We start from the raw sequence: 26658 nt of genomic DNA on the forward strand, positions 1-26658 counted from the left end.
GTTCATCTTCCGCAGCATCGTCTAGGCGATGCAGAACCAAAATCCCGCACTCAATAAACCAAGGGCAGCAATGAAAATCTCGATCCGATTCCTTGTTTTCGCCGGAGCTCTGCTCCTGCTACTTCCCACATCCGTCATGGCGCGAAGCAGCGAGCATGACGCGGTGGATCAGGCCATGCAAAAGATGATGCGCGCGTTCGAAACGGGCGACGCCAATCTGGCGTTCGAAGTGCTCAGAAAAGACGGGGTGGTGCTCGGCTACTCGACATCCGCAGGCCGCGTGGTCACGCAAACCGCGGAGGAGTGGGCGAAGGGATTCCCCGGCAAGCCGGCCGACGACGAAGCGCAGCGCGAGCGCAGCTACGAAATCGTGGATGTAAACGAACGCATCGCGGTCGTCAAAGTGATGCTGGACTATCCCGCGTGGAAGGGCCTGGACTACCTGGTGCTGTCGAAGATCGACGGGAAATGGATGATCGTGACCAAATCGTGGAGCGGTCAACGTAAACCGTAAGCACCTTGGCGCGACTGTCAAACCCACCGCTTCGTGTACAGCGCAACGCGAAGCGGTGGAGTATTGCCGGCGCAGCCTTTACGCGACGGTGGGACGGGATGCCGTCCCCGAATGAAAACCGATCAGGTTCACTCCGCCAACGTCCGCCGGACGCCGGAGTGCCGGCAAGTCGCCATGGACGCAAAGCTCCACCAAGATACCTCGCCCAGGCCAGTCATCTTTCCGGCACTGGGCTATATTGAGCGCCCTTTCCATGCCCCTCACGGCGCCAACGCATGCAAGCGACTTCGATCAGGGTTCGAACCAGATGGCGGCTTGGCGGCTTGATAGTGTCCGCGGCCCTCTCGATCGCAGGCTGCACCCGCACGGACACCCCAGCAAAAAACCTGGAAGCCGAGATTGATGAAGTCGCCGCCAGCCTGATCAAGCAGCCGCTGCTTCACTCGACCTCGATCGGGGTCGTGTACCGGGGCAAGGAAATCATCCGCCATCTCGGCGATATGCACGCCGGGGAGCCGAGCCCACCGACCGACACGACCCTTTACGAAATCGGCTCGCTGAGCAAGACCCTTGCCGGAACCCTGATGGCCAATGCCGTCCTGGAACGCAGGCTTAGCCTCGACGACGACGTGCGAATGTATCTGAGCGAGCCATACCCGAATCTGCAGTACAAGGGCGAGCCCATCCGCATCCGCCACCTGCTGTCGCATACCAGCGGCCTGCCGAACATGTTGCCCGAGCGCGCGAATACGGTACTCGCCGACTTCACCAACCAGCGCACGCCCGGCGAACTCAATGCCATCTACGCGCACTACGGCAAAGCGGACTTCTTCAAGGATCTGCACGGCGTCGAGATTCCGCGGATACCCGGAAAGAAATACGCCTACTCCAGTTCCGGCACGGAACTGACGGCGCATATCCTCGAAAAGGTCTACAAGCGCGACTACGAGTCGCTGCTGCGTGGATTCTTCCGCGATTCGGCGGCGATGGCGGACATCCGCATCACACTGAGCGATGCCGAAGCGGACCGGTTGGCGATCGGCTACCACAGCGACAACCCGGTTGCGACCACGCCGATGCCGCAGTTGCCCTGGGGCGCATCCGGCAACGTGAAGGCGACCGTTCCGGGCATGATGAAGTACCTGAAGTTCCAGCTGGCCAATGGCCCTGTGGTGAAGGAATCGCATCGAACCCTGGTCGAATTCGATTCCGAGTTCAGCATCGGCTATTTCTGGAACATCGTCACCGACGACCGCTTGAAAGGCGTCTATTACGCGCACCACGGCGGCGTGCCGCGGTCGCAGTGCTACATCTACATCGTGCCTAAATACAATCTTGGCATATTCATCATCACCAACCAGAGCGGCGACCAGACGGCCAACGCCATGGAAGCGGCGATCGATACGCTCGTCGAGAAAATCGCGGCACGGGAAAACATCGCGAGTTGACCGGCGTCGGCGTGAACCGCGAGCGTGCGATAACGCCGCTCAGCAATTCATCCAAGCGCAATCCGCTTGGCGGGCCGGTTCAATTCAGGCGCTCGGCAATATCGAAGGATGCACAAGCCCATTGCGTCAGTCGGGCTCGCGCATCCTCGACATCCCCGTGGATCACAACCTCTGGGACATACCGCGATGCGAGCTTTGAAGGTTGGACTGCCCAGCAATTAAGACATTGCGCGGCTTCAATGTGAGGCAGGTTCAAAGACCTCGGGACCGACGCCACCCAGGCTGCGGTGTCGCTATTCAACGCTGCCGAGTGCGCGTTCGGACCAGCCTGCTGCAGGCGCTCGAACGCCGCTTTCTTCGTCACTTCGCCGCTCGGATGAAGCACGGCCAGGCTTTGGTGATGCATGCGTGCAAAGGCACCGAAGCAACAGGCGAACCGCCGCGAATCCATGAGACGGTTGGGAGTAATCTAAGCATGCCTCAGCCGATCGCCAGGTAATCCCGCTCCATGAGCACCAGACTCAATATCGACTTGCTTCGCCATTTCGTCGCCATCGCCGAGGCGCGGGTGATGGTGCGCGCCGCGAACCGGGTCGGTCGATCGCAGGCCGCGCTGAGTCAGCAGGTCAAGCGGCTCGAAGCCGAGCTGGAACAGACGTTGATGATCCGCAGCGGGCGCGGCATCGCGCTGACCGCTCAGGGCGAGCGGCTTTACCAGTACGCGCAACAGATTCTGCGCGTGCACGACGAAGCCGTCGCGGTGCTTCGTGGCGAGAGCCTTTCCGGCGAGCTGAAGATCGGGCTGCCGGAGGACTATGCGTATGCGTTCCTGCCATCGTTGCTGCGCGGGTTTTCCAATCGGCACCCGCAAGTGGTGCTTGGCGTGGTGTGCGCGCCGTCTGCGCAATTGATCGAGAAGCTACGCGATCAGACCCTGGACATCGCTATCGTTTCCGAGCCCGACAACCCAAGCCGGCAATTCCTGAGCAAAGCGCAATTCGTCTGGGCGGGGATGCCTGGAAACGACGCGCACAAGCGCGATCCGCTGCCTCTGGCGCTGACCGATTCGGACGACATGAACCATCAGGCGGCGATTTCGGGGCTGGACGCCGCCGGCCGCAAATACCGCATCGCGTATCAGAGCAGCAGCGTCGCCGGTCTGATTTCGGTCGTGCGTTCAGGCCAGGCGATCGCGGTGCTGACCGAATATGCGGTTCCTCCCGACTTGGCGGTGTTGCCGATATCCACCGGGCTTCCGCCGTTGCCGTCGGTGGGAATCAACATCAGGACGGCGAAACGCAGCGCGTCTGCGCTTCTTCGCAGTTTCGAAGCCGAAGTCCGCTCGATTCTGCCGACGCTGTAGGCGCTGCCAGTAAGTGGGCCGGACGCGATGCGATCCGTTCCGATTCACGGCGCGCGCGATGGCTCAAGCCCGTATCGTCCGGGCCATTGTCCTGGCGATGGCCTCGGTGGCAGACGCCCCATCCGCTTGCGTCGACAACCGGTAATCACTCGGCGCCATCGCGACGGCGGCTTGCGCTGCGCGTGCGGAAGCTTGCGTCCTTCGGCCCGCTCGCGGCCCGACTCGCTGCCGGCAGGCCGCGCGAGTGCAGCTATAACATTATGTTAATCCACTCTTAAAACTTATTAGTTTGTCAAAGAGCCAGGTATAGACCGAGTCTTCTCTGCGGCTACCCCTGTTCGCGCTGGGTCCGGCCCTTGAGATTTTTCCGGGAGTGCTTTGCGAATGCGGTCTCGCTTGCCCGTCGCAGGCGTGGTCCTCGCGGTCGCGTCATGCGCGCGGCTGCACCGTCACCGGATCGACCTTTATCGACATCAACGCCGCGCTGCAATACACCCACGTTGGCCGAGCCTGGGACAGGTGTTCAGCACCAAGGCCGGCTGGAGAAGCGATACATGCTTAACTTCGACCTCACCCCTACGCGCATCGATCTTGCCTACAAGCCGAAGGTCAGCCTGGCGCTGAACAACACCGGCGATCAAAGAAACGTCGTGTCCGCGATCCAGAACGCGGAAGACAACATCGCCCTCGACGCGCAGAACCATGCCGTTAGCCACACGCGTCCGCGCAGCGTCATGGCGCGCTTTGGAGTGGAGCTCTGATGAAGTCGCTCATACGCTCGCGCGCCCTGCTGGCCGCCGCCACGATCTCGTTGGCCGCTTGCGCCAGCACGCCGCCGCCCACCTCGTTCAAGTACGAAGCCAGCATCACCCGCACTCGCTTCGGCATCGCCCACATCAAGGCTGCCGACTACGGCGGCCTGGGCTTCGGCGCCGCTTATGCGCGGGCGCAGGACAACTTGTGTTTGATGGCCGATGCCTACGTGAGCTTCGCCGGTCAACGTTCGAAGTTCTTCGGCGCGCAAGGCGCCGCGATGATCGGGTTGGCGCCGGCGAAGAATATCGACAGCGACGTGTTCTACCTGGCCACGTCCGACTTGCCCGCTCTGCGCGCGGCGTTCGCGCGCCGCTCCGTGGAGTATCGCGATCTGGTCGATGGCTGGGTGGGCGGTTACAACCGCTTCCTTCAGGACCATCGGAACCAATTGGCGACCGAGTGCGCCGGTCAAGCCTGGGTGCGCGAGATCACGCGCGACGATGTCCTGCTGTCGATCAACGGTTTCGCGACCCTGTCGTCGTCCAGCGTGTTCGCGACGCAGATCGCCAACGCCTCGCCCCCTGGCGGCAGGGGCGCCGTCAATGCCGCGGCGTTGCCGTCGAACGACGAGGTTTTGGTGCCGGGCAGCAATGGCTGGGCCTTCGGCGGCGATGCCACCGACAACGGCAAGGGCCTGGTGGTGGCCAACCCGCACTTCCCGTGGTCCGGACCCAATCGGTTCTACCAGACCCATCTGACCATTCCCGGCAAGCTGGATGTCGCGGGCGCTTCGATCATGACCATGCCGTATATCGGCATAGGCTTCAATCGCGACGTCGCTTGGACTCATACGGTCGATACGGCCGCGCACATGACCGTGTTCAAGCTCGCGCTCGACCCGGCCGATCCGACGGTGTATCGCGTCGACGGCAAGGCCGAGGCGATGACGAAACGCGACGTCCGCATAGACGACAAGGACGGGCCGGCTATCACGCGCACGCTGTACGCGTCGCGCTTCGGGCCGCTGGTGTCGGTGCCGGGGGCCAAGTACGAGTGGACACGCAGTACGGCTTATGCGGTCGCCGATGCCAATAGCGGCAACATCCGCAGCGGCGATACGTGGCTGGACATCGGGCGGGCACGGCGCGTCGAAGACGTTCGCGACGCGCTGGCCCGGCATCTGGGCGGACCGTTTCTCAACACCTTGGCGGCGGACCGCGGCGGCAACGCGATGTACGCCGACATCACCGCGGTGCCCAACGTATCGGCCGAGCGTCTGGCGCAGTGCGGCGACATCCAGGCGCGTCTGCCCGGACACTTGCAGGAGTTGGTCGTGCTCGACGGGAGCCGCGCGGCCTGCGGTTGGGAAACCTCCGCGAACACCGTCGCGCCGGGTTTGCTGCCGACGACGCAGATGGCGACCTTGTATCGGCGAGACTACGTACAGAACAGCAACGACAGTTATCGCTGGACTCATCCGTCGGCGCGGCAGCAGCTCGGGCCCATCATGGGGCGCGACCCGGGCCTGGGCTATCTGCGCACACGCTCCGGCATCGAAGAGATCCGCCGCGTGCTGAGCACGCGGAAGTTCGATATCGACCTTGCGACGCGGACGATGTTCGGCAACAAAGTGCTGGCGGCCGAGCTCGCGTTGCCGTCGATGCTCAAGCTGTGCGCGCAACCGCGGGCGCCGGCGCAGGCGTGTGCGTCCCTGGCGCGTTGGGACGGAAAAGCCGAGCTCGACAGCCGGGGCGCGATGCTGTTCAGCCTGTTCTGGAGCAAGGTCGGACACCGCGCCGACATCTGGACGATGCCGTTCGACCCGGAGGACCTGGTCGCCACGCCGCGCGGTCTTGTAATAGAGGGAACGGTTGCGAGGGACTTGCTCACCGCGCTCGGATCGGCGGCCGACGAGTTGAAGAAGCTGGGCCTGGCGCCGGATGTCTCGCTCGCCGAATCGCAGTTCGCCATGCGCGGTGCCGAACGGATTCCGATTTCCGGCCTGCCCAATGGCGGCACGCTCAATTACACCAAAGCCGTTCCGGCGAACAATGGCTATGCCGTCGTGTTCGGCGCCAGCTACGTGCAGGCGGTCGGTTTCGACGACGATGGCCCGGTCGCCAAAGCCGTCCTCGCCTACTCGCAATCGGCCGATCCGGCCTCGCCCCACTACGCCGACCAGACGCGCGAATTCTCGAAGAAGGCGCTTCATCGTTTCCCGTACACGGACGCGGAAATTGCCGCCGACGCCATCGGCGCGCCCATCACCGTCCGGCAGTAATCGACCACGAAGACGTTCGCAGCCGATGCCGAGGACACTGTTATCCGACCGTCCGCCTTGGGTCGACAGCAGCCGCTGATGATTTCACTGGCTACGGATTCGCCTCGAGGTCCGATCTCGCCCAGTAACCGACTCCGGGCTCAGCCCGCACTCCCGCGGATCAGGTTGATCCCCTCGCGATACGTCATGACCTCGAACTCAGGGAACCGGTGCTTGAACTTGCTCGAATCAAACAGGTTGGCGTGCTCGTAGCGCGGGAGCAGTTCCCGGATTTCCCTCACCTCCGGCGAGAACATGCCCGCAATGGCGAAGGCCCATTTGCCGATGACCTTGTACGACATGGGCCTGTCGAACGCTTCGCAGGCCATGGCGACGAACTGCTTGTATGTCGGTCGAACGTCGCAGCAAGGCAGGTGCCAAGTCTGGCCGTAAGCATCGGATGCGTTTCCAAGCGCAGCCAGCCCCCGACTCGCGTCCGGGGTCCAGATCAGCGTGCGCTTGGTGTCGTCGCGTATCGGAACGCGTGGCGACTTGCCTGCTTTCAACTTGTCGGTGATGAGGGCATTGGTGAAGCTCTGAGTCTTGCCCGGGCCGTAGAACTCCGGCGCACGGGCAATCAGTACCGGAATGTCGCCGCGGGTCATTTCCTCCAACACCATGGTCGCCATGCGCGCACGCACCCGGCCCTTGCGACCGACCGGCGCGAAAGCCGTCTCCTCGGTCAGCGGCCGGTCGTCCTGCGGATACATGTAGGTGTTGTCGAAGTATGCGAACTTCGCACCCGCTGCCCGGCAGGCATCGAGGGCGTTCTTCAGCATCGTCGGGAACTGCTTCTCCCACAGCTCGGTATCCGGCGGCAGGCCCGCCGTGAAATAGACGATGCTGCTGCCCTCGACCGCCTTGGCTGTCTGCCTGGCATCGAGAAGATCGGCGGACACCACGGCATCGGTATCGTTGATCTTCCGCGGGTTGCGGCTGACCAGGCGCAAGTCGCTGGTGTGATTACGTTGCAACTCGCGCGCCAGTTCCACGGCGATCTGGCCGTTCGCGCCCAATATCGTTTGCATGGTTTTCTCTTGCGTCTTGGCGTACGCCCCGCACCGAACGGGGCTCCATGACCATCGTGTTTGACCGGCCCGACACCGTAAGCCTAAAGTTAACTTTAATGTCAACTCGCTTCCGATGTGCGGTATGAAGATTGGTGAATTGTCGAAACTCACTGGCCTGACAGCGTCTCGCATCCGCTTCTACGAGAGCGCTGGCCTGCTCCGCGCGGTGGCACGTCAGGCCAACGGTTATCGCGATTACCCGTCCGATACGGCCTCGATGCTGGAAACCATCGACAGCGCCCAACGCGCCGGCTTCTCACTGGAGCAGATTCGTCACCTGCTCCCTCTCGACGATGGCAGTTGGGATCACGAGAAATTGCTGCAGGCGCTTAAAGCCAAGGTCGCCGAGGTCGAGGTGTTGCAGAAGCGCCTGAAGCAGAACAAGGCGCAATTGCTGGTCGCCATCGACAGCATCGAGAACCGGCCGGACAGCATCGACTGCGAGGACAACCGGATGCGGGTGTTGAACCGACTGCGCGGCAAGGGCGTGGTGGCATCTCAACGCAAGCCGGCTCGTGATACCTGAGACAGCGTCCACCGACTTGACCTTCAACCGTGGTTGAACCCTAACGTGCGAGTCGGGTAATCGACGAGGCGCCGACGGTGGAACAGCGATTCACGGAAGTCGAGTTCGCAATACATAAGGTACTTGTGCGGTCGGGCGGGTATTACGACCGATTCCGCACGAGTCCGGATCTGGATGAAGTGGCCCAGGATCCGGCCGCGGGCAATATCGAGTTCTTCCGTCGCGTCCCGAAGTCGATGGTGGCGACCCGCATCGGGCCCGCCTGGTCGCCCAATTTCCACTACCGGACCAGCAGCGTTCAATTGCGGTTCCTGGCGCCGCTTGCGCGCCTGCGCGCAGCCCTGCCCATGAAGAGGAACCATCGCACATGACCCGACGCATCCTCCATGTCGTCAGCAACATCGCCCACTACGACGATCCGTCCCACCCAACGGGTTTGTGGCTGTCGGAACTGACCCATGCCTACGACCTTTTCGAGGAGAAAGGGTATGAGCAGCGCATCGTCAGCCCGAAGGGTGGCATATCGCCGCTCGAACCCCGCGCTCTCAAGTGGCCCCTCCTGGATGCCTCCGCCAAGGCATGGCTCAACGACCCGAATCGGATGGCCTTGCTATCGAACACCGCCTCCCCCGATGAGATCGACCCCGTGGATTTCGACGTGATCTATTTCACCGGTGGACACGCGGTGATGTGGGATTTCCCCGACAGCGTCGGACTTCAACGCATCACTCGGGACATCTACGAGCGCGGCGGGATCGTCTCTGCGGTATGCCATGGCTACTGCGGCCTGCTGAACACGACGTTGTCCGATGGCTCGCTATTGGTCGCGGGGCGCAAGGTCACCGGCTTCTCCTGGCGGGAGGAAGTACTCGCCGGGGTCGCGAAGGACATGCCATACAACGCCGAAGCCCAGATGAAACGGCGCGGTGCAAGATACGAGAAGGCGTTTCTACCGTTCGTCCCGAATGCCGTCGTCGATGGCCGCCTGATAACCGGCCAGAATCCGGCATCAGCCAAGGTCACCGCAAAGCGGGTTGCGGATCTTCTGTGACCGCTTCAGGTCGAAAGCGGCAGGCAATGTGAGCGGCAAGGCAGCGTCCAAATCGCCTGACCCGGCGCATGAGGACGCGAATCCACCTCAGAGTCAGGCCGCTGCCGCTACACGGCTCGGCTTTGGCATCGGTCGTGAACCGGCGAAACCAGTGCGCACTCCATCGCCGCTGAGGAAAGCGCGCTGTGCTCTGGTCAATCTTCTCACTTGGGCAGATTGCAACGATCACGCCACACCCGACAGCGGTGTCGCCCAACACAGCGCCGGAATCGGGGCCATCGATTCCAGGCTCGCCTTTAGATCGGAAAACCTGTCTTCGCTGATACCAACGAGAACATAGAAGTCCGAAGCAACCCCGACAAACACGCTGCATGCATCACGGCGGCCGCTCGCCGGCCGACGCGTGGAAATTACTGCAACACATCGCCGCGGCGCGGCTGGCGGGTCGCCTGCCGCTGGCGCTGGAATTGCAGCGGCGCGCGCCGGCGCGATGGCTGCGATAAGCCGAAGTCGCGCCGATCGCCGCCAAGCTAGACTGCGATCGCGGCGGCTGCGAAGCCTGTGAACAGCAATGAAGGGGCGGTTGCCGAGGCGTTACTAGCCTGTGTATTTCTGCTCGCCGCGATACCAGGCTCCATCGGACCTGAGATGCCAATCCGGTGTTTGCACGGACCCCAACGCACCGGGGCCGGTGCGGGTAGCGTCGATGAAGCTGATCCGATCGATGCTCACCGTTCGGTCCTCATCGTAGGTGACGTTGTGCAGCACGAGCGTGCGCTTATCCCAGTTGATGCTCTTCAACACTCCCTGCTCGATCGTCGGGCTGGTTGAGCTGCCATGCCTGCCCCAGATCATCAGGTACTTGCCGATCGCATATTGCTTGAGATCAGCATCGAAACTGGTCGGATTTTTGGGCGCACTACCGAACTTGCTGATGGTGTCGACCTCGCCGAACTTACACTCGATAAGGTCCTCGCGCTCGACTTTTCCGTCGAACCCGATGTAGACAGCGACTCGAACAACGAAGCAGTCTTGCGCCAGATCGATTTTCGACAGATAGCCTTGCAGCGTCTTTCCGTCCGTTTTCAGGATCACCACGGCGTCATTCTGAGAAAAGCCTTTGACCATCTCATTCTTGTCCACGTTGGGTCTCCTTCGCTCATGGATGCAAGCCAGCAATGAGCGCGCGGTGGCCGGGCTCAAGCGGGCATCCTTGTATATTTTTCATGTCGCCGGCCAACGGCCGGAACCATCGAAGCATGAAGCGACATTCTTGTCGGCTTCGCCGAAATACTAGACGACAGTGCCGCTCCCATTTGGGATTTCGCGCCGCGTTCCGAGAACTGAGCGCCGGTGCATTTTCGAATTACGATCTCCCGCCACTTCCAGGCGAGCTTGCCGCGCTGGTTATCAGCGGCGTGGATCGCGTCTTTCGGGATGCGCCACGGAGGCGGCCTGGCCGACTTGCTCGATAGCGGCAGTTCCGTTGCGCTTCATCCCGGCATGGTCTTCGCTGCCGCTTCGTCCGCGTTGGTCAGCAAGGATGTGGACCTCGCCAGACCGCATCGCCATGTTCGCCGTGCTTCACTTACCTGGACGGCCCACCGCTCGGATCATCCGGATCGAGGCGGGGTCGTGAACTTTGAGCAATAGCGCTGCACGAGCGACTCGTCCTCTGTCTTGGAATGGCCTTCGCCAAGGACAGCAACCATCTTGCCGAGCCGTTGATTTGTTGCTGCATCACCGGCTATTCGCATTTCATCCGTGAAGCCTGAATTGAGCCGAATCACGAAGTGGCTTCGACTTGTTGCCCCACGTTTCATGGCACGCGGCCCGAAGCGGCCCTGTGAAGCTCACTGTTGCTGGTGGCTTCTTTCGACGGTGCAACCCATACCGGACGGAGCGCTTGAATAGCGAATCGCCCGGCTTTGCCAGCCTCGCCAACGTGCGCGCGGATCGCTCGATCTTCAGTCATGGCAAACGGTGAAGCGCATCTAGATTACGTGTTTAATCATTTGACAGCGATCGGCAATTGTCTTGCTGTAACGCACATACGACGCGCCGCCCACGGCGAAAGCGCAGGGCACCGGGATGTGCCCGATGCATTCAGCCACAAAGGCATGGAGCGCGGTGGGCGCTGCATACGCCACACGTGGAAATCCGTTTCCGCTCCGCCTTTGCGAGCCCAACGCACTCGACTGTCCATTCGCGATTTCCGTCCCGGCGAGCCGACACAAGCCGGGAAAGCCAAGTTCCGATGCGGATGCATCCGAAGGTGGCCTGAGCCAAATCAGGCGGACTTCATCAGGCAAGGAGACAGGCATGAGCATGAGCAGAGGTTCCGTGCGCAACGGCATCGCGGCGCTGTCGTTGTCGCTTTCGTGGACGATGGCCTGGGCGGGGGACGCGTGCGTCACCGACGACGGCGCGGGCAACGTCGGAACGCAAGGCGCAACAGCTACGGGCAACACCGCCCTGGCCTGCGGTAGCAGTGCCACCGCCTCCGGCGCCGGTGCGGTAGCGCTCGGAAGAACCAGCACCGCCACGAGCGCGGACTCCATCGCGATCGGTCGATCGGCGAACTCGGCCAATCAAGCCGCGATCGCAATAGGCAGAAATGCAAACGCCACGGGCAGTCTGTCGATGGCCCAAGGCTTCGGCAGTTCGGCGACGGGCAACAGCTCCAATGCGCTGGGGGCGAACAGTTCCGCCACGGCCCTGGGTGCCGTGGCAGTGGGAAACCGCGCCGCCGCTGAGAACGTGGATTCCGTCGCGATCGGTCGCGGCAGCAGCTCGGCCGGTGAAGGCGCCATCGCCGTCGGCGGCACCGCGAATGCCGCCGGGATCCGCTCGACCGCAACCGGTCTTCTCAGTTCGGCGGCGGGCGCGAACGCCAACGCGCTCGGCGCGAACAGCTCGGCCGCGGGCGAACGGGCGATCGCGATAGGCGGCGGCAGTTCGGCGCAGAACCTTGCCTCGGTGGCGCTCGGCTATCAGTCGATTTCGGCCGCGGACGGCAGCGTCGCCTTGGGCGGGGAGTCCAGCGCGACCGGCGCCGGCAGCATCGCCATCGGCCAGGGCAGCAGCGCCAGCGCGGTCAACGCCATCGCGATCGGCATGCAGTCGGTGGGCGACCGCGCCAACTCGGTGTCTTTCGGCATCACCGGCGGCGAACGGCAATTGATCAACGTCGCCGCCGCCACTCAGGACACCGACGCGGTCAATCTGTCTCAACTCGGAACTCTGGCCGGTGCGCTGGGCGGCGGCGCCAGCTACGGCGGAGGCGTGTTCACTTCGCCGACCTATGTAATCCAGGGTTCGAGCTTCAACGACGTGGGCTCGGCGTTCGGCGCGGTCGACGGCAGGTTGACCGACTTGTACGGCCGCATCGCCGCCATTCCCGCGGGCCCGCAGGGACCGGCCGGTCCGCAAGGACCTCAAGGGCCCCAAGGGCTGCAGGGACCGGCCGGCAGCGGCGGTTCGGCATCGTCGGTGAATTACACCGATGCATCCAAGGCCCAACTGACCCTGGAAGGCGCAGGCGGCACGCGCGTTTCCAACGTCGCCACCGGCACCGCCGCGACCGACGCGGCGAACGTCGGCCAAGTCCGGGCCGGCGACGCCCAGACCTTGAGCAGCGCCAACGCCTATACCGACTCGCGGGTAACCCAGATGCTCGCAGTGCCGACCGAGGCGATCAATCGCCTGCGTGACGACATGAACTGGCGTTTCGCCAAGCAGGACCAACGTATCGACAGGATGGGCGCGATGACCGCCGCGATGGTGCAGATGTCGACCAGCACCGCGGGGTTACGCACGCAAAACCGCGTCGGCGTCGGCGCCGGCTTCCAGGGTGGCGAGCAAGCCTTGTCGATCGGGTATCAGCGCGCGATCAGCGACCGCGCAACCGTGACGGTCGGTGGTGCCTTCAGCGACTCGGAACGCGCGGTCGGCGTAGGCGCCGGGTTCGGTTGGTAGCGCCGCTGATTTCATCGAGCGACTGTTCGACAGCTCCATCAAGAGGGAGCGTTCCGGCGCTCCCGCCTTGATCGGTGCAGTTCTTCATGAGAGGACATTCGCGCCTTCGTTCGCTCGACAGTCGCGAGCTTGTCCATGGCGCACTTACCGCCGATCGCAATCGAAACGTCGATCAGCTTCAGCCGCGCTGCGGCGCTGGCTTAAGGAACGCGGCATTCAAAGCGAGCAGGACGGCCAATGTCAGCAGCGCAAGCGTCTTCGGGGTGGTAATGCCGTACATGGAATAACGTAGGAACTGAGCGAACACAATTCGTCAAAGTCACTCGACGGTCGATCAAATGTCTTGCCCCAGCCAGATCAAAGTTGAGCGAGCTGGCGCCAATGATCGAGAGCTTCGTTTCTATTCTTTATCCAATCTGTCGACGAATACGGCATGCGGCGCCATCGCCGAAGCCAGTTGCTCATCGCTCGGCCTGCCGCCCACAAATCGCGCATGGGCCCAGGCTGCGTTGCCGATCTTCGCATCGGTGAAAGAACAATTCACGAAATGGGTACGCAGCCAGGATGCGTCTATCAAATTGGCCGCATCGAAGCGGCAATCCGTGAATCGCACTTCGGCGGCTCGCGTATGGGACAAGTTCGCGCCGGTGAAGTCGCAATCGATGAATTCGCCGGCCAGCGAGGAATACGACAGCTTGGCGCGATGGAACCTGCAGCGCACGAATGACTTGCCGCAGTTGGTCTCCATCGCGACGCGGTCGAACAGGCAGTCGACCCAGGTCGCCTGTCCCAATTGACCACGTCGTGCATCGGTGGCGCCGGTCAGGTCCACGCGTTCGAAAGTGCGATAGGCCGGGATTTCGCCCAACGGCAGGCAACGGAAGTCCAATCGCCCTTCATGCTCGCCAAACGGCGATACCAGCGGAAACGGTGGCGGCCTGCCCTGATAAGCCGCCACCGGGTCCATGCGCTTGAACGCCCGGTCTGCCGCCTGCAACGCATCCTGCGCCTCCCAACGCGCGCGCAACGCGGCGAGTTCTTTTCTTGAGTCCACGGCGCGGTACCTGCTCAGGAAGGAAGCGCCAAATTCTACAGCGGCGAGTTCCCGCACGGTTAGAACCGGGATGAGTGGACTTTCAAAAGCCCGCCCCGGAAGCTATAGCGGCTGAACTACCAGGCCGAAGCCGCTTCGCGGCTCGGCTCATTCATCAGCTGGGACGTCAGATGTTTGAGGTCGTGGCTTCCTGCGCTGGCGTCTCCGAGCAAGTTGCCTTAGCTGGCGTTGGCGATATTTTGGCGGAGTTCGCCGCGCGGCCTTGGCATTCGGCTGCGAGCTGTCACTGGAATGGCGGCCGCATCTTGTTGCACGCATGCAACGACATCGACTCGACGGGCCTCGCGCTCCTTGATGAGTTCTCCGATGCCACAGCATCGCGCTGCTGGAAGCCCGTCTTTTAAGCAGCGAAGGCATCACGAAAGCTTGTTCGATCAAAGATCCGGATCGGTAGGTCCGTCAATGTCGTTCGGCGGTTCTCCATGCCGAGACCGTTTCGCGGCTCGGACCCGTTGACCGGGGATCGCCGGGAAGAATCCCGCAGGACGAACCTTGTTTGCATGCGTCACCGCAACTGAAAGAGATCGGAGAATGAAAAGGCGTGACTTTTTCCTCGATGTTCTGCAGTTGCGCTTGAGCTACTGGCCGATCTCAGCCCGGCACGGGCCACGAACCGGCTTCGGCCGATAAGAGTTCTTCGAATATCGTGCTTGACCTTGATCGAGCTGGGATCGGCCGCCAATGTTCCGGCAAGAATCCGGACTCATCCGAATCGACGAAGCGGTTGCGTCAGCCGCAGCGACGAAGCGCCCGCACCAACATACCCGACTATTTTTCCGAACCGCTTTTCCAGCCAGCGGCACGCAATGCGTCCAAAGCCGCATTCGAGGCGATGCGGCTCGTTTCCCGGAAGGGGGCGGGCTCGCCTGATTCATTCTCGTAGCCGGTCACCCGGCATTCGTCCACTTCCGCTGATCGGTTTGGGGCCGAGACGTCGGAGGACGCTACCGCGATGACCTCCGGTTGCCGGTACTCGTCCCTCGTCCCAAACTGGGGTCGCAAATCGCCCCAAGCTTTTCCGACCAGTTTCCCGCGAAGTTTGAAGGTGATTTCCACTTTGCCTCTCGGGGTCGGCATGAACTCCGACTCCGAAACCGCCAGGACGCTCGCATTGGTTCCGCGCACACCGCCGTAGTGTTGACTGTCGCAGAAGAGCACCTCGATCAGGACTGGATCGGGCTCGATCGCCTTATGCTCTTCCGCCCCACCGCAAGCTGTCAGGACGGCGCTACAAGCAACCATGGTAAGCCAATGCCAAGCAGACATATCGTTCTTCCAATGTTTATTCATGGACGATATCCAAATGAAGCACCGATCGCCAGCGGGATGAGCAGCCTGCGGTTGCGCATGCGTGCGCACTGGCTACGAGGATATGCACGACTGGCGCGGCCGCGGCCAATGCCTGGAATCCTTGTCGGAACGAAACTGGGCGCAACGAAACAGCGGCGGACACGCAGGCATCACTGGCGACGAATACAACCCGCTGGGTGAACCCTGGTGTCGCCGAGGCTGAGTACCTGGACTACATGAAGTCTGGAAGACCGGCCGGGTGGTCAGTCTGAGTTCGATAACTTTCATCGACGCCAAGGCCGTTTCGCGGCCCGACTAAAGGGCCCATGTCACGCCTTGTTGACGAGCATGGTCGTCAATTCGATCCTGGACGATGAGCTGATTCGACTCAGACTCAACCGGCGCGCACGCCAGGATCACCATCGCCATCACCCCGTCGCCTGTTGATGGTCGGACTGGGCCGACGCCGTCAACAGCGATTCCATTTCGGTGAGCAGGTCGTTGAACCGTTGCCGTTGCTCGATGCCCAGATGATCTCCCGCATCGCCCAGCAGATTGGCCATTCGGTTGAGGCGACGACGGTGGCCGTAGACGTCCAGCCGGACCAGGCGGCCGGCGGGGTCGACGCGCGGACTGATCGCGTCTTCGTCGACATGCATGGCCCGAAGCAACAACAAACGCATGCGCTCGGCCCGCTCGACATCCTCGTCGCTCCAGGGCTCGGAGGTGCCGCGCACGGTTTCGCTCCATTCCTCGAAGCTGGTGCGCGGGCCGATCGTCAGGCTGCCCGCGTCGAGCTGATAGGCATCGGACGGCGACCCGGCCCAGCGGACGTATTCGACTTGCTCGTGACGGAACAGCAACAGCCATCCCAGCGATCCGCCATTCAACGCGATCGCGAACAATCCGGCGGGACCGTCCTCCAGCGAGGTCCAGTCGCCGCGCTCGACGGTGCCCTCCGCCGCATGCGACGCGTGGGACTTAGCCCATTCCAGGGCTTGTTCGATCGTGCGTTCGTCCAGGACCGCGCCGCCTTGCACGACCTGCCCCTTGGCGACCAGGGCGAAACTGTCCGCGGGCAACGCGCCCAGCACGTCCGCCGACTCGCGGCGCAGTATTTCCAACGGCGAGGACGAGTCCGACAACAACCGCTCCAGGCGATCGCGATGCACGCGGGCCTGCGCTTCTCTGGCTCCGATCTGCTTGAGGTTGCGCGTGCTCAACAGCAAGGACACATAGCGGCCGAACACGTCCGCGGCGATGCGTTGCCTGGCGCTGACCGGCTTGGGCTGATGGTGGTGGCAGGCGATCAGGCCCCACAGGCGTCCATCGACGATGATGGAGATGGACATGGACGCGTTGACGCCCATGTTGCGCAGGTAGTGCAGGTGGATCGGCGATACGCTGCGCAGCACGTCGAAACTCATGTCCAGCGGCGTCGCGCTTTGCGCGGTCGCGACCGGAACCGGCGTGTATCCGATGTCGGGAATCACGCGCACGCGGTTGGACAGATACAAGGCGCGCGCCTGCGGCGGAATGTCCGATGCCGGAAAACGCAAACCCATGTAAGAGCTCAGCTGGCCGCCCAAGGCCTCGGCCACCACTTCGCCGGAATGGTCGTGACGGAACACGTAGACCATCACCCGGTCGTAGCCGGTCAGTTCGTGCACCTGTTCGGCCACGGCCTGAAAAAACGGCGCCGACTTTTCTCCGCTTTCGAGCTTGGCGATCATGGCGTGCGCGTCGACCGGCTCTTCCCGCTCGCGCACGACCGGCTCCAGCTCGATATGGATCAGCTGGTTCCACACGTGCACGGACAGATGATGCAACTCGCCCCATTCGCCGGCGTTGATGACGCCGGCCAGTCGCGGGAAATCGCCCGGCTGGGACGCCATCGCATGCGATTGGATGAGGTGCATCGCGTGGGCGTCGAACAATTCTCCGATCGGCAGCCCAAGCAGCGCCTCGGCGGTCGTTCCGAACAGCCCTTCGGCATTGATCGACGCCGCCACGATCCGGCCGCTGCGCGGCGCGTACGCCAGCAGGACGCCATGCGGCTGAATCGCGCCGCTCAAATGGATGGGCTCTTTCGCGCAGGCGTCGTACGCGGCTTGAAGTTTGGGGTCGGTCATGCGGTCTCCTCGCAAGTCAGGGCCTGCTCCACCAGTGCAAACGCGTGCCGAGCGCCGGCTTGCGCGTCGCTGCGCATCGATCCGTCCACGCTCGCCAGCGCCATAAGAAAACGCGGCCAGCGATCGCTCCGCTGCGCATGGTGCTGCAAGAATTCCAGTGGAATGCCCGGATCGTTCTCGCGCATGCGAGCGGCATCGCGCAACAGCAGGCGCGCGCCCAAGGCCGAGCCTTCCAGGACGTAATTCGCTCCCATCCACCACGTCGGTGAAGGCAAGCGCGCATCAATGCAATCGATGGACGCACCGAGTTTTGTGAGGTCGTCGCGCAGAAATTTCAAGCGCCGCTCATCGAACCACATCGCCCACGACTCTCGCGGCGCGGGGTCGGATGGGGCGTGCGCCAACGTCTCGACGAGACGATGCATGCCGTGAAGGTAACGTGTGTATATGCGGCGATCCGCGAGGCCATTGGCCATCAACGCATCCACTCGCTCGTGTTGCTCAGCGGTTGCCGCTTTTAACCCGAGATGGAGTTTGTCCAAGCAGATTCGTTCGATGCGAAAGCGTGCAAGTTTACTTAATTCACTTTCGTTCGCCAGCGCAGTCGGATATTGCGTTCATTTTATGAATTATTCATTTTATTTAAACCGTCGTCGCGCGCTGAACATTCATCCGCCTGCGATAAATCACCTCGCGTTCAAGCGTCATCGTATGGGTCGACGGGTTATTCGCCATACTTTGCAAACGGCGTTGCCGTGCGATGCGACTGGCGAAAACCGTAGTCAGTGCGCATGTTCGAAACCCCTTTTAGTGCAATGCCATCGAAGCACCAAGCCGAGGCCGCTTCGCGGCTCGACTCGAGCGCCGTGGTTGACGATGGGATTTGACGCACTCGCTACCACCGGCCTCGAAATTCCATGCATGCGAGGGAATATTCCGCGATGGAATCGTTCGCTCCACATGCGCCGCCGGCATGCCCTGAAGGTTTCCGCCGCAGATAGGTCGCCGCGATCATGCGCGACAACTTCACAGAGCGACGCGGCTCGAAGCCAAGCCGATGTTCCGCGCCGGTTTCGACGATGCCCAGGTCGAACGCATAGCATCGTCGAAGCGGGCTTCCAACCGCGGCCCGCGAATCTGGCGGCGGTCGTCCTGCACTGCCGCTCGCTTGCGGCCTGCGCCATCGGCATCAACGTGTTTCATGCGCGCCGGATCGTCGCCGCGGTCTCGGCTTGCGCGACCTGCGTATTCTGATCCGCGGGGTTGGGCGTCGCTTGCTCTTTGGCGCGCCTGTCGTGTTCGGCGATGGTGGCCGAGGCGCCTTCGCGCAATTGTCCGCCGTCGGCTGCCGCCAGCGCGGCCAGATCCTGGCGATAGGCCCCGCGGTCACCGTTGCGCATGGCCGCGCTCAGGCGGTCGACCGCATCCAGCTCGGCCAACCGCGCCGGCGCTTCGATCCCGCGAGTCGCGGCATCCGCGCTCTTGCCGCGCGCCATATTCCGATCCCTGTCGATGCCGCTCATTTCCTGGTCGTAGGCCTTGCCGAACGTATCCGAGGTGAGCCCGGCCTGATTGCGCTTGTTGGCCAGGTCCTCGACCAGGCCAGCGTAGTAGCGGTTCAACGCACCGGCGATCTCCACGTTGGGCGCATTGGGGTTGTTGACGAAGGCATGGCTCAGCGTGTCGATCGCGCGCTTGGTGGCCTCCTCGCCGATCTCCTGGACTACGCCGCCACCGGGCAGTACGCCCAGGCCTTTGCCGACCAGGTCCATGAAGCTCTTGCGCGATTCCTCGTTGGCCTGGATCTCGTCCTTATAGGCATCCCAGGCCATCAACGCGCCGCCGGTGACGGCCGCGCCCAACCGCGCCAGCTTGGTCAGCTCGCGCTCCTGTTCGCGCGACGGCCCGTCCTGTCCGATCCGGTCGGACACATCGGCGCCAGCGATGCGGTCGGCGGCCGCCTGCTTGAGCACATCGCCGACCGCGCTGGGCAAGTCCTTGGAGACCGTGGTTCCGTCGGCGCCCTTGACCTGGACTGTCATGTCCTTGCCATCGGGGTTGTACAGCGTCTGGCTGAGGAATTTGGCCAGCGGCGTGGTGCTGCCCGGCACCGTGGTGTAGGCATCGATCAGTTCGGGGCCGTGCTTCGCGAACAAGGTGGCCGCCGCCTCGAGCGCCTGGCGCTTCATCTGGCTGGCCTCGGGCTCGTCCATCTTCGCGTACGGCGCCTGCTCGTTGAACGCGACCAGGGCCTCGAAGGCTTGGCGCCGCTCTTCAGGCGTGCCCAGCTTGCCCTCGCCCAATTTCGGATCGGACATGTAGGCGATCGCCGCGACCGCCGCGGCATTGCCATAGTCCGGCTCGCTTCTGTTCTGCCACAAGGCGTCGGCGTATTTCTCCACGCCGCTGCCCGGGCCGCCACCGCCTTCCTGCAACAACGACAGCAAGCGCTGTTGGCCGTTCGGGCCGCCGCCGCCGGCGATCTTCCGCAGGTCGTCGGAGTCGACCGATGGGTCGCGTATCGCCACATCCAGCGCCTTGCCGACGTTGTTGCGATCGATCCGGATCTGCTCGTCGCTCCTGAAATCGATGAAGGATTTCTCGGGTGGGAACAGTATCCACGGTTCTTTACGCGCCAAGTCCTTGACCAGTTGCACGCGTTCGTCCTGCGTGAAGCTGTCGTTGGTGATCGCCGAGACGATATCGGTGCGGGCGAGATCGAACAGCAGCTGCTCGCGGCTGTCGTACCCGTGCGGCAGGTAACCTGGCGGAAACGAGGGTTGGCGGGGATCGGCCATGATTGATTGCTCCATCGAAAGGGAACCGCGCCGCTGGATGAGCCGATGGGAACCGGCCAGGAAACCCGCGGTCGCGCGGGCGCCGTGCGAATTCCGTTCGCGCATGCGATGCCTCGAGCGGATCGATGAAACGGTAGCCAGGTCCGCTATCGTCCGGCGCCTTTCTGCGAGGCTAGTTACAACGCAAAGGCTTGTCCACCTGGGAAAATCCCTGGGTGTAGAAAATGATGAATCATCCGTGCGTGGCCACGAGCTTGAACGCAAAGCTCGATGTTGCGGTGCGAACGCAACGTCGCATCCTGTCGTGTCGTGTCGATAGTCGGCCGCGCGTCATGCGCCGAGGAAGACAGCATCGCCATGACGCCAACAACGCCTCATGCGCAAGTCAACCATCGCTCGGTTCAGTCGGAAAAGCGGGCTCTGCGCGCACTTTCGCAGGCCCGCCTCCTAGAGGCCATGCCGTCGAAACACCAAGCCGAGGCCGTCTCGCGGCCCGGCCCGGCGCTCGGAGGTTTGACCCGATCCGAGCGCGCTTCTACGCGATCGCGCTGCACGCGATCCCTTTTAACGCGTGGTTCGCGTGCAGCTTGCCGATGCGTCGACGATCGATCAGTTGTATCCGTCGTTGTAGAACGCGGTGGCCTGCGCGTTCGTGCTCGCGCCGGTGTCCAGATCGGTAATCGTCACCCGCAGCGTGGCTTCGCCATCGTTGCGGGTTTCGGTGCTGATCGACTTGCGGCAAGCGCTTTGATTGCCACAGCCGGCCGGTACCGTGTTGGTTTCCATGTCGCGCCAGGCATAGGAATAATTGCCCGCGCCCAGGCCGACGACCTGGAAATATGCGCCGGTTGGATTCAGCGCCGTGCCCGGGGTCCACGTCGAGAAGCAGGTGTAGGCTTCGGGAACATCCAACGCGAAGGTATCGACGTAGCAGGTAAGCACCGCATTGCTCAGGTCGCCCGCCCGCGCCGGCTGTCCGGACGCCATGGCCAGCACCGAAAGCATCGCACCCAGGGCCCACATCTTGTTGGCTTGCATACTCACCCTCCATTGGTCTGAATGACGCGGGTCGCGATTGACCCGCGCGAGTTAGGAAGCGACTGTTCTCAGCGGCTTCCCGCGCGAGTCTAGAAGGCCCACGCCTTGCGGATACGCTGGCGCGCACATGCTCGCGCCGGACTGTGATGGGACAGGCAATTTCGTTGGCACGCCGTGGCGGTCCCGAAGATTCGCTGCGATGCAGCACGTCGAAACGCAGGTGCGCGGGATCTGGAGGGCTGTCGATCCCCGCCATGAGGAATGCGCTATTCAGGCCAAACCCGATCGGCAAGACCGCGGGTCAAATCAGCCTTGCAAAGGCCAGACGGCGGAAGGCTCGCCATAGCGGCTAAAGTGCTCAGACCGAAGCCGCTCGCGACTCGGCCTGACTCAGGCCCAAGCCACGCACGCAGGGAGCCGACGCAGATGTTCTGGCGCGATCTGACAAAGCTGATCGTCGTTGCGATCTTTCTTGCCGCGTGCCTTTACATGCTGGCGGACGTCATCGGCTTCAGCTCGCCCTGGCTTGGTTTGCTGATGATGTTCAACTTCATGGGCTTGGCGAAAGTGGCCGAACCGCTGTTCGTTCTGCGCATGCCCCGCGCGCTGCGAACGGTTGATCCATCGACGCTGAATAGTCGCCTGTATCGTTGGCTGGGCGTGCGCGGCTTCGGCGATTTTCTGCGCAACACGCCGCTTCGGTACCTCAACAACTCGGTCTATCGTTCGGGCGGCAGGCACAACCTCGCAAAACTGCAACGTCAAGCGGAGTCCGCCGAGGCGACCCACTTCTGGGCCGCGGTACTGTTCACTCCATACATCGCCTACGTCGGGTCGCGCGGGTTCGTTGTGGAGTGCGCCGTGTTCACCGCCTTGCAGATCGTGTTCAATGTGTACCCGATCTTGCACCTGCGCATCGTTCGCGCCCGGCTTGGCAGGATTGAGCGAGTTGACGGCTTACGAAAGAATACCTTGGGGACGCACGCAAATGGCGCCGCCTGACAATTCATCAGGACCGCAACCGCTACGCGGATCTGCTTGACCGAGCCAACACTGGATCGACTCTATAAAGGACGCTGATATGCTGATCAAGGACGCGCAACGGGAAGTTCGCCGGGTCTATCAGGGCGGGCTCGCAGGACAGGCGATATCCGGTTTTTTGTGGCTGGGCTCGGCAATCGCCGCACAGTGGGGAACGCCAAAGCTCGCCATGCTCATCCTGGTGCTTGGCGGATTCGCGATTTATCCAGCCATATCGATGGTGTTGAAGGTATCGGGTCGACCTGCATCATTGAGCGCGAACAATCCGTTCCGACTGTTGGCGATTCAAGTGGCTTTCGTGCTTCCACTGTCCATGCCGCTGCTAGCCCCCGTGGCCGCTTACCGCCTCGACTGGTTCTATCCGGCCATGATGATCTTGCTTGGAGCGCACTACTTGCCGTTCGCCACCCTCTACGGCATGCGCAGTTTCCTGGCCTTGGCCGCGGCGCTCATAATTTCGGGCATGGTCATCGCTCTCTATCTGCCTTACGGTTTTGCCACTGGGGGCTGGGTGACGAGCATCGTGCTTTTCGTATTTGCCGGCATCGGACTCATGGAGGCTCGTCGCAGCGCGGCCGCGGAAGCGCAGCGCCAGCCATGAGCCTTGCCGAGTCTTGGATGGAAAGCTGGATGAACGTCGCCACTGCGACACTGCTTACTGGATCGAATGGGCCATACGAGTGAACGAAGTATTCAAGCCCGAGCCGCTTCGCGTCCCGGCTCAACCAAGACGACAAGCAATGAATCGTCGGGCAATGACATTGGCCGCTGGCTTTCTGGTAGCGCCGCTGGTGCCGGTGCTGGTATTGGCCGCGGCGAGTCCGGGCCTCGGCGTCAAACCAGGCGACCTTGCGTCTTTGCTCCGGGTCGCTGCATTTCTGTATCTTCCGGCGCTGCTGCTCACCGGCCTGCTCGGCATGCCGGCCTTCATTGTCCTTTGGTATTCGAAGCTTATCCGATGGTGGTCCGCGGCGATCTCCGGCTTCGTGGGCGGCGTGTTGCTCTCATTGATATTCACCGATTTTCGCTGGATGAAAAACGGATGGCCTATGCATGACTTGCCTGGATTGCTTGCGTGGGGCCTGTGCGCCGCCGCCAGCGGCATGATTATCTGGCTGTCATGGAAAGCAGGCAGCGCGCGTCGGCCCGACACGCATAGCGCCTGAGCATTGGTCATATCGAATGCCGCTACGCGGCGCAGCTTGGTTCAGACGTCAAAGCACATGAAAGACGATCACATCAAAACGAAACAGAAGCGAGAGAAGAACTGGAAGCTTCTATATATTCGCTCGACGAAGCTTGCGCGCGCCAAGCAACTCGGCATCGATTACCCGCACGCATCGAGCAGGCGCCAGAAGGAAATCGAAGACGACGAACCGCTCAATATTCTTTTCGTCTGCAGCCGGAACCAGTGGAGAAGTCCGACGGCCGAGGCCGTATGGCGCGACCATCCGGACATGCGGGTCAGGTCCGCCGGCACCAGCCCCAATGCGCGCAGACCCGTATCCGTCGACGATATCCGATGGTCTCACTCCATTTTCGTCATGGAGAACAAGCATCGGGCCAGGCTGCTGGCCGAGTTCGGCCGCGTCATCGCCAACAAGCCCGTGCACGTCCTCGATATTCCGGACGAGTATCGGTACATGGATCCAGAACTGGTCGATCTGGTCAAGGCTTCTGTTGGCGCTATCCTCGGCCTTCCATAAGCGATGAGCGCGGCCTGAGCTCATTGAAGCCGAAGCCGCTTGGCGGCCCGAAAACGACGGCCAAACTCCGCTCTTCAATCGAACGGCTTCGCTTAGCGCAAGCAGTTATCACCCTGTTGCCCTGACCACTCACTTCGCTTGTGAGAAGCGCCGTCCGGCCATTGGTGTCTCGCGCTTGCACCGTCCGCGATCGACGGATGCGATTGCGACGACTACGGATCAAATCCGTACAGCCAGCGGTTGAGCATCCCTTCGGAGCTTTCGATGCCGAGGCAATCCATGGCCATCTCGAAACATTCGGCGACCCGCTCGGCGTCTTCGGTATCCAGCTCGACGCGTGCGAAGCCGGCCAGGTGCCGCTCGATCAGATCCAGACAGGCGCGGGGTGTCGCGCCATCCTGCGCGGCATCGCGCAAGGCCGCCAACGCGCGGTCGAACCGGGCGTTCATGGCGACGCGCTCGCGCGGATCATGGACGCCGTTGTAGATCGTCGCCGGATCGCCGGCGAAATGATCTTGACCGATCAGACGCGACAGGCATTCGCAGGCGGCTTGGCGCGGCATTTCGGTTCCTTCCTTGGGTGAGTTCTATCGAGAACGGCTCAATTGCCTTGCCGGCCTGTCGCCGGATCGCAGGCCAGAGCGGACGAAGCGTTCAAGCCGATGTCGCTTCGCAACCGGGTTTGTTTCAGCCGTTCGCTGCAGTCCGCTTGCGGCCGGCAGCCGATCCGAAGCAGTTGCCGCGGCGTGATTCAAGACGCCTGCAGATCGCGGTTACCGGCCAGCGGCCAACCATGGCGAACTACCGTTATTGCGCGCAGCCGTGCCGGACTAAGCACCGGTCGAAGCGCAAGCAGCCGAACGGAGTGCGCGCGGCCTTCTTCGCCCATCACCGGTTGCGCGTCACCCCTGCTTGAAGACGGTTTTCTTGCCTATGGAACTGCTCTTGCGCGCGGTGGGCTTGGCCAGGCCGGGGATCAGGAAATCGGCGACGCTGCGGCCATGCTTGGTCTTCTGCGCCAGCCACACCGGCATGCGCCCACGACCCGACCAAGTGTTGCGCTTGTTGTCCGGGTCGCGGTACTTGGCGGCGACCTTGCTCGGCTTGCGTCGCGGCGTCCGCTTCTTGCCGGCGATCTCGACTGGCGGGCGATCGCCATAAAGTTCGTCGATCGTATAGCCGCCTTGGGCGGCGAGCGCGATCACTTTCCGGCGTACCAAGGCGATGGGGCGACGGCGGGAGATCAGCTGCTTGCGCCGCTCCGCGGCGGTCAGAAGGGAAGTCAGCTCGCTCAGGCTGAGCTTGTCGATATCGATGTTCATGCGCCAAGGGTCCAGCCATATCCATCGGCCTGTCAAGCAACCCGCCCCGTGGCGGCGGCGGGAAACGCGGATTCAGGCGATACGGGGCGGAACGCATTTCCAAAGCCGCCGCCAAGTCCCCGGCGTGGCGATGCGCCGGACCGCCGACTCAGGCGAACCCGCGGCGCTTGTCGATGCTCGCCGTTATGGCGGGCGGCGGCGAAGCGGGGCGGTAGTTTTCACTCGACCGCTGGCGTGGATTGCCAGGCCGCGCGAGACGGTTGGGGCCAAATCGCGGCGTGATACTTGATCGAGCCTATCGGGGCGCCGCGGCCTTCTGCCGGATCGCTCGGGGATCGTGGACAATGCGCGGGCAACGCCTTGGCGCCGAACCGGCCTGGCGGGTCGGTTTACTTCAAGCCTGGGAGGACAGGATATGGATCATCGCAAGGCAAGCATCGGGCAAGGACCGCGCGGTTTGCGCATGCTGGCAATCCTGTCTTTCATGTCCCTGTCGCTGCCGTTCAAGGCGGCGGCCTGCCCGACCGGCATGCTGTACGACGGCAACGGTTGCAGCCCGCCGTATCAGTACAGCATGGACGACTGGATCCGCGAGAAAAACGATTATCTCGATTCCCTGGAGCCCCGGGAACGCCCGCCGGCGCGCGTCATGAGTCCGGAGGAAGTCGAGAACCTCAAGCGACTTCAAGCCGAAAAAGACGCGAGGGACGCGATCATCGCTCGGGAACTCGCCAACGGCATCTGGTTTTTCGCTTCCAGCAGCACGCCCGAAGGCAAGCTGTGCACCGCGTCGTTCGCCAAATTCACCCGCCAGGACAATGGCAAGAGCGGCGGCATCGTCAGCATCGTGGGGTTTCAAAAACCCAAGCCGGATGCGTGGCTGATTTTCTACGGCACCGGGCTCCCCAAGCCGAACAAGGTCAAGAAGATCAAGATCTCGCTGCAGCAGGACGATGAGCCCGCGCAGAGCGTCCAGGTATTCAACTATCGCTATCATGGAAGAGCCGGAGCGATAGCGTTTTCCGTGCCCGGGCTGACCGCCGCCCTGGACGGCATGCGCGACCGGCAAAGCTTCAAGTTGTCGATCGATGGAAACACCGCGATGACGCTGCAGTGGGCCGACGCCGCGCCGGTTATCGAGCAACTCAGGCAGTGCGCGCAGTGACGTGGCGCTGAGAGCGCAGAACCTCA

Annotated in this window: 25 protein-coding genes; 14 read left to right on the forward strand and 11 right to left on the reverse strand. The window is 62.6% G+C overall.

The window, feature by feature from the left end; translation table 11 throughout:
- Window positions 1-70 precede the first annotated feature (70 nt).
- From AC3A4T_RS19000 to AC3A4T_RS19020, 5 genes are all read left to right on the forward strand, one after another.
- Window positions 71-514 (forward strand): nuclear transport factor 2 family protein, encoded by a 444-nt coding sequence (locus AC3A4T_RS19000; protein WP_487676788.1) that lies wholly within the window; start codon window positions 71-73, stop codon window positions 512-514.
- Between the two features lie 329 nt (window positions 515-843).
- Window positions 844-1962, forward strand: coding sequence for a serine hydrolase domain-containing protein (locus AC3A4T_RS19005; RefSeq protein ID WP_487676789.1), 1119 nt, complete (start codon window positions 844-846; stop codon window positions 1960-1962).
- 508 nt (window positions 1963-2470) lie between these two features.
- A complete protein-coding gene (locus AC3A4T_RS19010; protein ID WP_487676790.1) occupies window positions 2471-3325 on the forward strand; it encodes a LysR family transcriptional regulator in 855 nt (284 codons plus the stop codon).
- Window positions 3326-3879: 554 nt separating this feature from the next.
- On the forward strand, window positions 3880-4086 hold the full coding sequence (locus tag AC3A4T_RS19015) for a hypothetical protein (RefSeq protein ID WP_487676791.1): 207 nt from the start codon (window positions 3880-3882) through the stop codon (window positions 4084-4086).
- Window positions 4086-6362: a penicillin acylase family protein gene (locus AC3A4T_RS19020; protein WP_487676792.1), complete on the forward strand. Its 2277-nt coding sequence runs from the start codon at window positions 4086-4088 to the stop codon at window positions 6360-6362. Before AC3A4T_RS19015 ends, AC3A4T_RS19020 begins: the two co-directional genes overlap by 1 nt.
- 140 nt (window positions 6363-6502) lie before the next feature.
- On the opposite strand, the gene AC3A4T_RS19025 is transcribed toward AC3A4T_RS19020, so the two are convergent.
- Window positions 6503-7429: an NAD-dependent epimerase/dehydratase family protein gene (locus tag AC3A4T_RS19025; RefSeq protein ID WP_487676793.1), complete on the reverse strand. Its 927-nt coding sequence runs from the start codon at window positions 7427-7429 to the stop codon at window positions 6503-6505.
- A 124-nt stretch (window positions 7430-7553) separates the two neighbouring features.
- On the opposite strand from AC3A4T_RS19025, the gene AC3A4T_RS19030 reads away from it, so the two are divergent.
- The 3 genes from AC3A4T_RS19030 to AC3A4T_RS19040 all read left to right on the forward strand — a co-directional run bounded on the left by AC3A4T_RS19030 (window position 7554) and on the right by AC3A4T_RS19040 (window position 9048).
- Entirely contained in the window at window positions 7554-7997 is a 444-nt protein-coding gene (locus AC3A4T_RS19030) for a MerR family transcriptional regulator (RefSeq protein ID WP_487676794.1), read from the forward strand.
- A 77-nt stretch (window positions 7998-8074) separates the two neighbouring features.
- Window positions 8075-8368, forward strand: a complete 294-nt coding sequence (locus AC3A4T_RS19035) for a hypothetical protein (protein WP_487676795.1) — start codon at window positions 8075-8077, stop codon at window positions 8366-8368.
- Window positions 8365-9048, forward strand: coding sequence for a type 1 glutamine amidotransferase domain-containing protein (locus tag AC3A4T_RS19040; RefSeq protein ID WP_487676796.1), 684 nt, complete (start codon window positions 8365-8367; stop codon window positions 9046-9048). The genes AC3A4T_RS19035 and AC3A4T_RS19040 overlap by 4 nt, the downstream gene beginning before the upstream one ends.
- Before the next feature lie 597 nt (window positions 9049-9645).
- Here the strand turns inward: AC3A4T_RS19040 and AC3A4T_RS19045 are convergent.
- Window positions 9646-10191 carry a hypothetical protein gene (locus tag AC3A4T_RS19045; RefSeq protein WP_487676797.1) on the reverse strand — a complete coding sequence of 182 codons (546 nt, stop codon included), beginning with the start codon at window positions 10189-10191 and terminating at the stop codon, window positions 9646-9648.
- A 957-nt stretch (window positions 10192-11148) separates the two neighbouring features.
- Between AC3A4T_RS19045 and AC3A4T_RS19050 the strand changes: the two genes are divergently transcribed.
- On the forward strand, window positions 11149-13026 hold the full coding sequence (locus tag AC3A4T_RS19050; RefSeq protein WP_487676798.1) for a YadA-like family protein: 1878 nt from the start codon (window positions 11149-11151) through the stop codon (window positions 13024-13026).
- Between the two features lie 400 nt (window positions 13027-13426).
- Here the strand turns inward: AC3A4T_RS19050 and AC3A4T_RS19055 are convergent, their stop codons facing one another.
- From AC3A4T_RS19055 to AC3A4T_RS19085, 7 genes are all read right to left on the reverse strand, one after another.
- Window positions 13427-14137 (reverse strand): pentapeptide repeat-containing protein, encoded by a 711-nt coding sequence (locus tag AC3A4T_RS19055; protein WP_487676799.1) that lies wholly within the window; start codon window positions 14135-14137, stop codon window positions 13427-13429.
- A gap of 771 nt (window positions 14138-14908) precedes the next feature.
- The gene (locus AC3A4T_RS19060; protein WP_487676800.1) at window positions 14909-15430 is read right to left on the reverse strand and encodes a hypothetical protein; all 522 of its coding nucleotides are present in this window, start codon (window positions 15428-15430) and stop codon (window positions 14909-14911) included.
- 428 nt (window positions 15431-15858) lie between these two features.
- A complete protein-coding gene (locus AC3A4T_RS19065) occupies window positions 15859-17562 on the reverse strand; it encodes a GAF domain-containing protein (protein WP_487676801.1) in 1704 nt (567 codons plus the stop codon).
- Window positions 17559-18104 carry a biliverdin-producing heme oxygenase gene (locus AC3A4T_RS19070; protein ID WP_487676802.1) on the reverse strand — a complete coding sequence of 182 codons (546 nt, stop codon included), beginning with the start codon at window positions 18102-18104 and terminating at the stop codon, window positions 17559-17561. Before AC3A4T_RS19070 ends, AC3A4T_RS19065 begins: the two co-directional genes overlap by 4 nt.
- A gap of 484 nt (window positions 18105-18588) precedes the next feature.
- Complete coding sequence (locus AC3A4T_RS19075; protein ID WP_487676803.1) at window positions 18589-18765, reverse strand: hypothetical protein; 177 nt, start codon at window positions 18763-18765, stop codon at window positions 18589-18591.
- Complete coding sequence (locus tag AC3A4T_RS19080) at window positions 18762-20624, reverse strand: hypothetical protein (RefSeq protein ID WP_487676804.1); 1863 nt, start codon at window positions 20622-20624, stop codon at window positions 18762-18764. Before AC3A4T_RS19080 ends, AC3A4T_RS19075 begins: the two co-directional genes overlap by 4 nt.
- 345 nt (window positions 20625-20969) lie before the next feature.
- A complete protein-coding gene (locus AC3A4T_RS19085) occupies window positions 20970-21398 on the reverse strand; it encodes a hypothetical protein (protein WP_487676805.1) in 429 nt (142 codons plus the stop codon).
- Window positions 21399-21824: 426 nt separating this feature from the next.
- On the opposite strand from AC3A4T_RS19085, the gene AC3A4T_RS19090 reads away from it, so the two are divergent.
- The 4 genes from AC3A4T_RS19090 to AC3A4T_RS19105 all read left to right on the forward strand — a co-directional run bounded on the left by AC3A4T_RS19090 (window position 21825) and on the right by AC3A4T_RS19105 (window position 24145).
- Window positions 21825-22400, forward strand: a complete 576-nt coding sequence (locus tag AC3A4T_RS19090; protein WP_487676806.1) for a glycosyl-4,4'-diaponeurosporenoate acyltransferase CrtO family protein — start codon at window positions 21825-21827, stop codon at window positions 22398-22400.
- A gap of 79 nt (window positions 22401-22479) precedes the next feature.
- Window positions 22480-23040, forward strand: coding sequence for a DUF7010 family protein (locus tag AC3A4T_RS19095; protein WP_487676807.1), 561 nt, complete (start codon window positions 22480-22482; stop codon window positions 23038-23040).
- A gap of 79 nt (window positions 23041-23119) precedes the next feature.
- A complete protein-coding gene (locus AC3A4T_RS19100; protein WP_487676808.1) occupies window positions 23120-23605 on the forward strand; it encodes a hypothetical protein in 486 nt (161 codons plus the stop codon).
- A 57-nt stretch (window positions 23606-23662) separates the two neighbouring features.
- Window positions 23663-24145: a low molecular weight protein tyrosine phosphatase family protein gene (locus AC3A4T_RS19105; RefSeq protein ID WP_487676809.1), complete on the forward strand. Its 483-nt coding sequence runs from the start codon at window positions 23663-23665 to the stop codon at window positions 24143-24145.
- A gap of 212 nt (window positions 24146-24357) precedes the next feature.
- On the opposite strand, the gene AC3A4T_RS19110 is transcribed toward AC3A4T_RS19105, so the two are convergent.
- Both AC3A4T_RS19110 and AC3A4T_RS19115 read right to left on the reverse strand, forming a co-directional pair.
- Entirely contained in the window at window positions 24358-24708 is a 351-nt protein-coding gene (locus AC3A4T_RS19110; protein ID WP_487676810.1) for a DUF4844 domain-containing protein, read from the reverse strand.
- Between the two features lie 339 nt (window positions 24709-25047).
- Window positions 25048-25467, reverse strand: coding sequence for an H-NS histone family protein (locus AC3A4T_RS19115; protein ID WP_487676811.1), 420 nt, complete (start codon window positions 25465-25467; stop codon window positions 25048-25050).
- A 415-nt stretch (window positions 25468-25882) separates the two neighbouring features.
- On the opposite strand from AC3A4T_RS19115, the gene AC3A4T_RS19120 reads away from it, so the two are divergent.
- Entirely contained in the window at window positions 25883-26632 is a 750-nt protein-coding gene (locus tag AC3A4T_RS19120) for a hypothetical protein (RefSeq protein WP_487676812.1), read from the forward strand.
- The last annotated feature ends 26 nt before the right edge of the window (window positions 26633-26658 follow it).

The organism is Lysobacter sp. Soil_N_51 (genome assembly GCF_057655755.1).

What these genes read in the sequence shown, in the direction of transcription:
- AC3A4T_RS19000 (WP_487676788.1), top strand. Translation starts at nt 71, where the DNA reads ATGAAAATCTCGATCCGATTCCTTGTTTTCGCCGGAGCTCTGCTCCTG.
- AC3A4T_RS19010 (WP_487676790.1), top strand. Translation starts at nt 2,471, where the DNA reads ATGAGCACCAGACTCAATATCGACTTGCTTCGCCATTTCGTCGCCATC.
- AC3A4T_RS19015 (WP_487676791.1), top strand. Translation starts at nt 3,880, where the DNA reads ATGCTTAACTTCGACCTCACCCCTACGCGCATCGATCTTGCCTACAAG.
- AC3A4T_RS19020 (WP_487676792.1), top strand. Translation starts at nt 4,086, where the DNA reads ATGAAGTCGCTCATACGCTCGCGCGCCCTGCTGGCCGCCGCCACGATC.
- AC3A4T_RS19025 (WP_487676793.1), bottom strand. Translation starts at nt 7,429, where the DNA reads ATGCAAACGATATTGGGCGCGAACGGCCAGATCGCCGTGGAACTGGCG.
- AC3A4T_RS19030 (WP_487676794.1), top strand. Translation starts at nt 7,554, where the DNA reads ATGAAGATTGGTGAATTGTCGAAACTCACTGGCCTGACAGCGTCTCGC.
- AC3A4T_RS19040 (WP_487676796.1), top strand. Translation starts at nt 8,365, where the DNA reads ATGACCCGACGCATCCTCCATGTCGTCAGCAACATCGCCCACTACGAC.
- AC3A4T_RS19050 (WP_487676798.1), top strand. Translation starts at nt 11,149, where the DNA reads ATGCATTCAGCCACAAAGGCATGGAGCGCGGTGGGCGCTGCATACGCC.
- AC3A4T_RS19060 (WP_487676800.1), bottom strand. Translation starts at nt 15,430, where the DNA reads ATGAATAAACATTGGAAGAACGATATGTCTGCTTGGCATTGGCTTACC.
- AC3A4T_RS19065 (WP_487676801.1), bottom strand. Translation starts at nt 17,562, where the DNA reads ATGACCGACCCCAAACTTCAAGCCGCGTACGACGCCTGCGCGAAAGAG.
- AC3A4T_RS19075 (WP_487676803.1), bottom strand. Translation starts at nt 18,765, where the DNA reads ATGAAACACGTTGATGCCGATGGCGCAGGCCGCAAGCGAGCGGCAGTG.
- AC3A4T_RS19085 (WP_487676805.1), bottom strand. Translation starts at nt 21,398, where the DNA reads ATGCAAGCCAACAAGATGTGGGCCCTGGGTGCGATGCTTTCGGTGCTG.
- AC3A4T_RS19090 (WP_487676806.1), top strand. Translation starts at nt 21,825, where the DNA reads ATGTTCTGGCGCGATCTGACAAAGCTGATCGTCGTTGCGATCTTTCTT.
- AC3A4T_RS19095 (WP_487676807.1), top strand. Translation starts at nt 22,480, where the DNA reads ATGCTGATCAAGGACGCGCAACGGGAAGTTCGCCGGGTCTATCAGGGC.
- AC3A4T_RS19105 (WP_487676809.1), top strand. Translation starts at nt 23,663, where the DNA reads ATGAAAGACGATCACATCAAAACGAAACAGAAGCGAGAGAAGAACTGG.
- AC3A4T_RS19110 (WP_487676810.1), bottom strand. Translation starts at nt 24,708, where the DNA reads ATGCCGCGCCAAGCCGCCTGCGAATGCCTGTCGCGTCTGATCGGTCAA.
- AC3A4T_RS19115 (WP_487676811.1), bottom strand. Translation starts at nt 25,467, where the DNA reads ATGAACATCGATATCGACAAGCTCAGCCTGAGCGAGCTGACTTCCCTT.
- AC3A4T_RS19120 (WP_487676812.1), top strand. Translation starts at nt 25,883, where the DNA reads ATGGATCATCGCAAGGCAAGCATCGGGCAAGGACCGCGCGGTTTGCGC.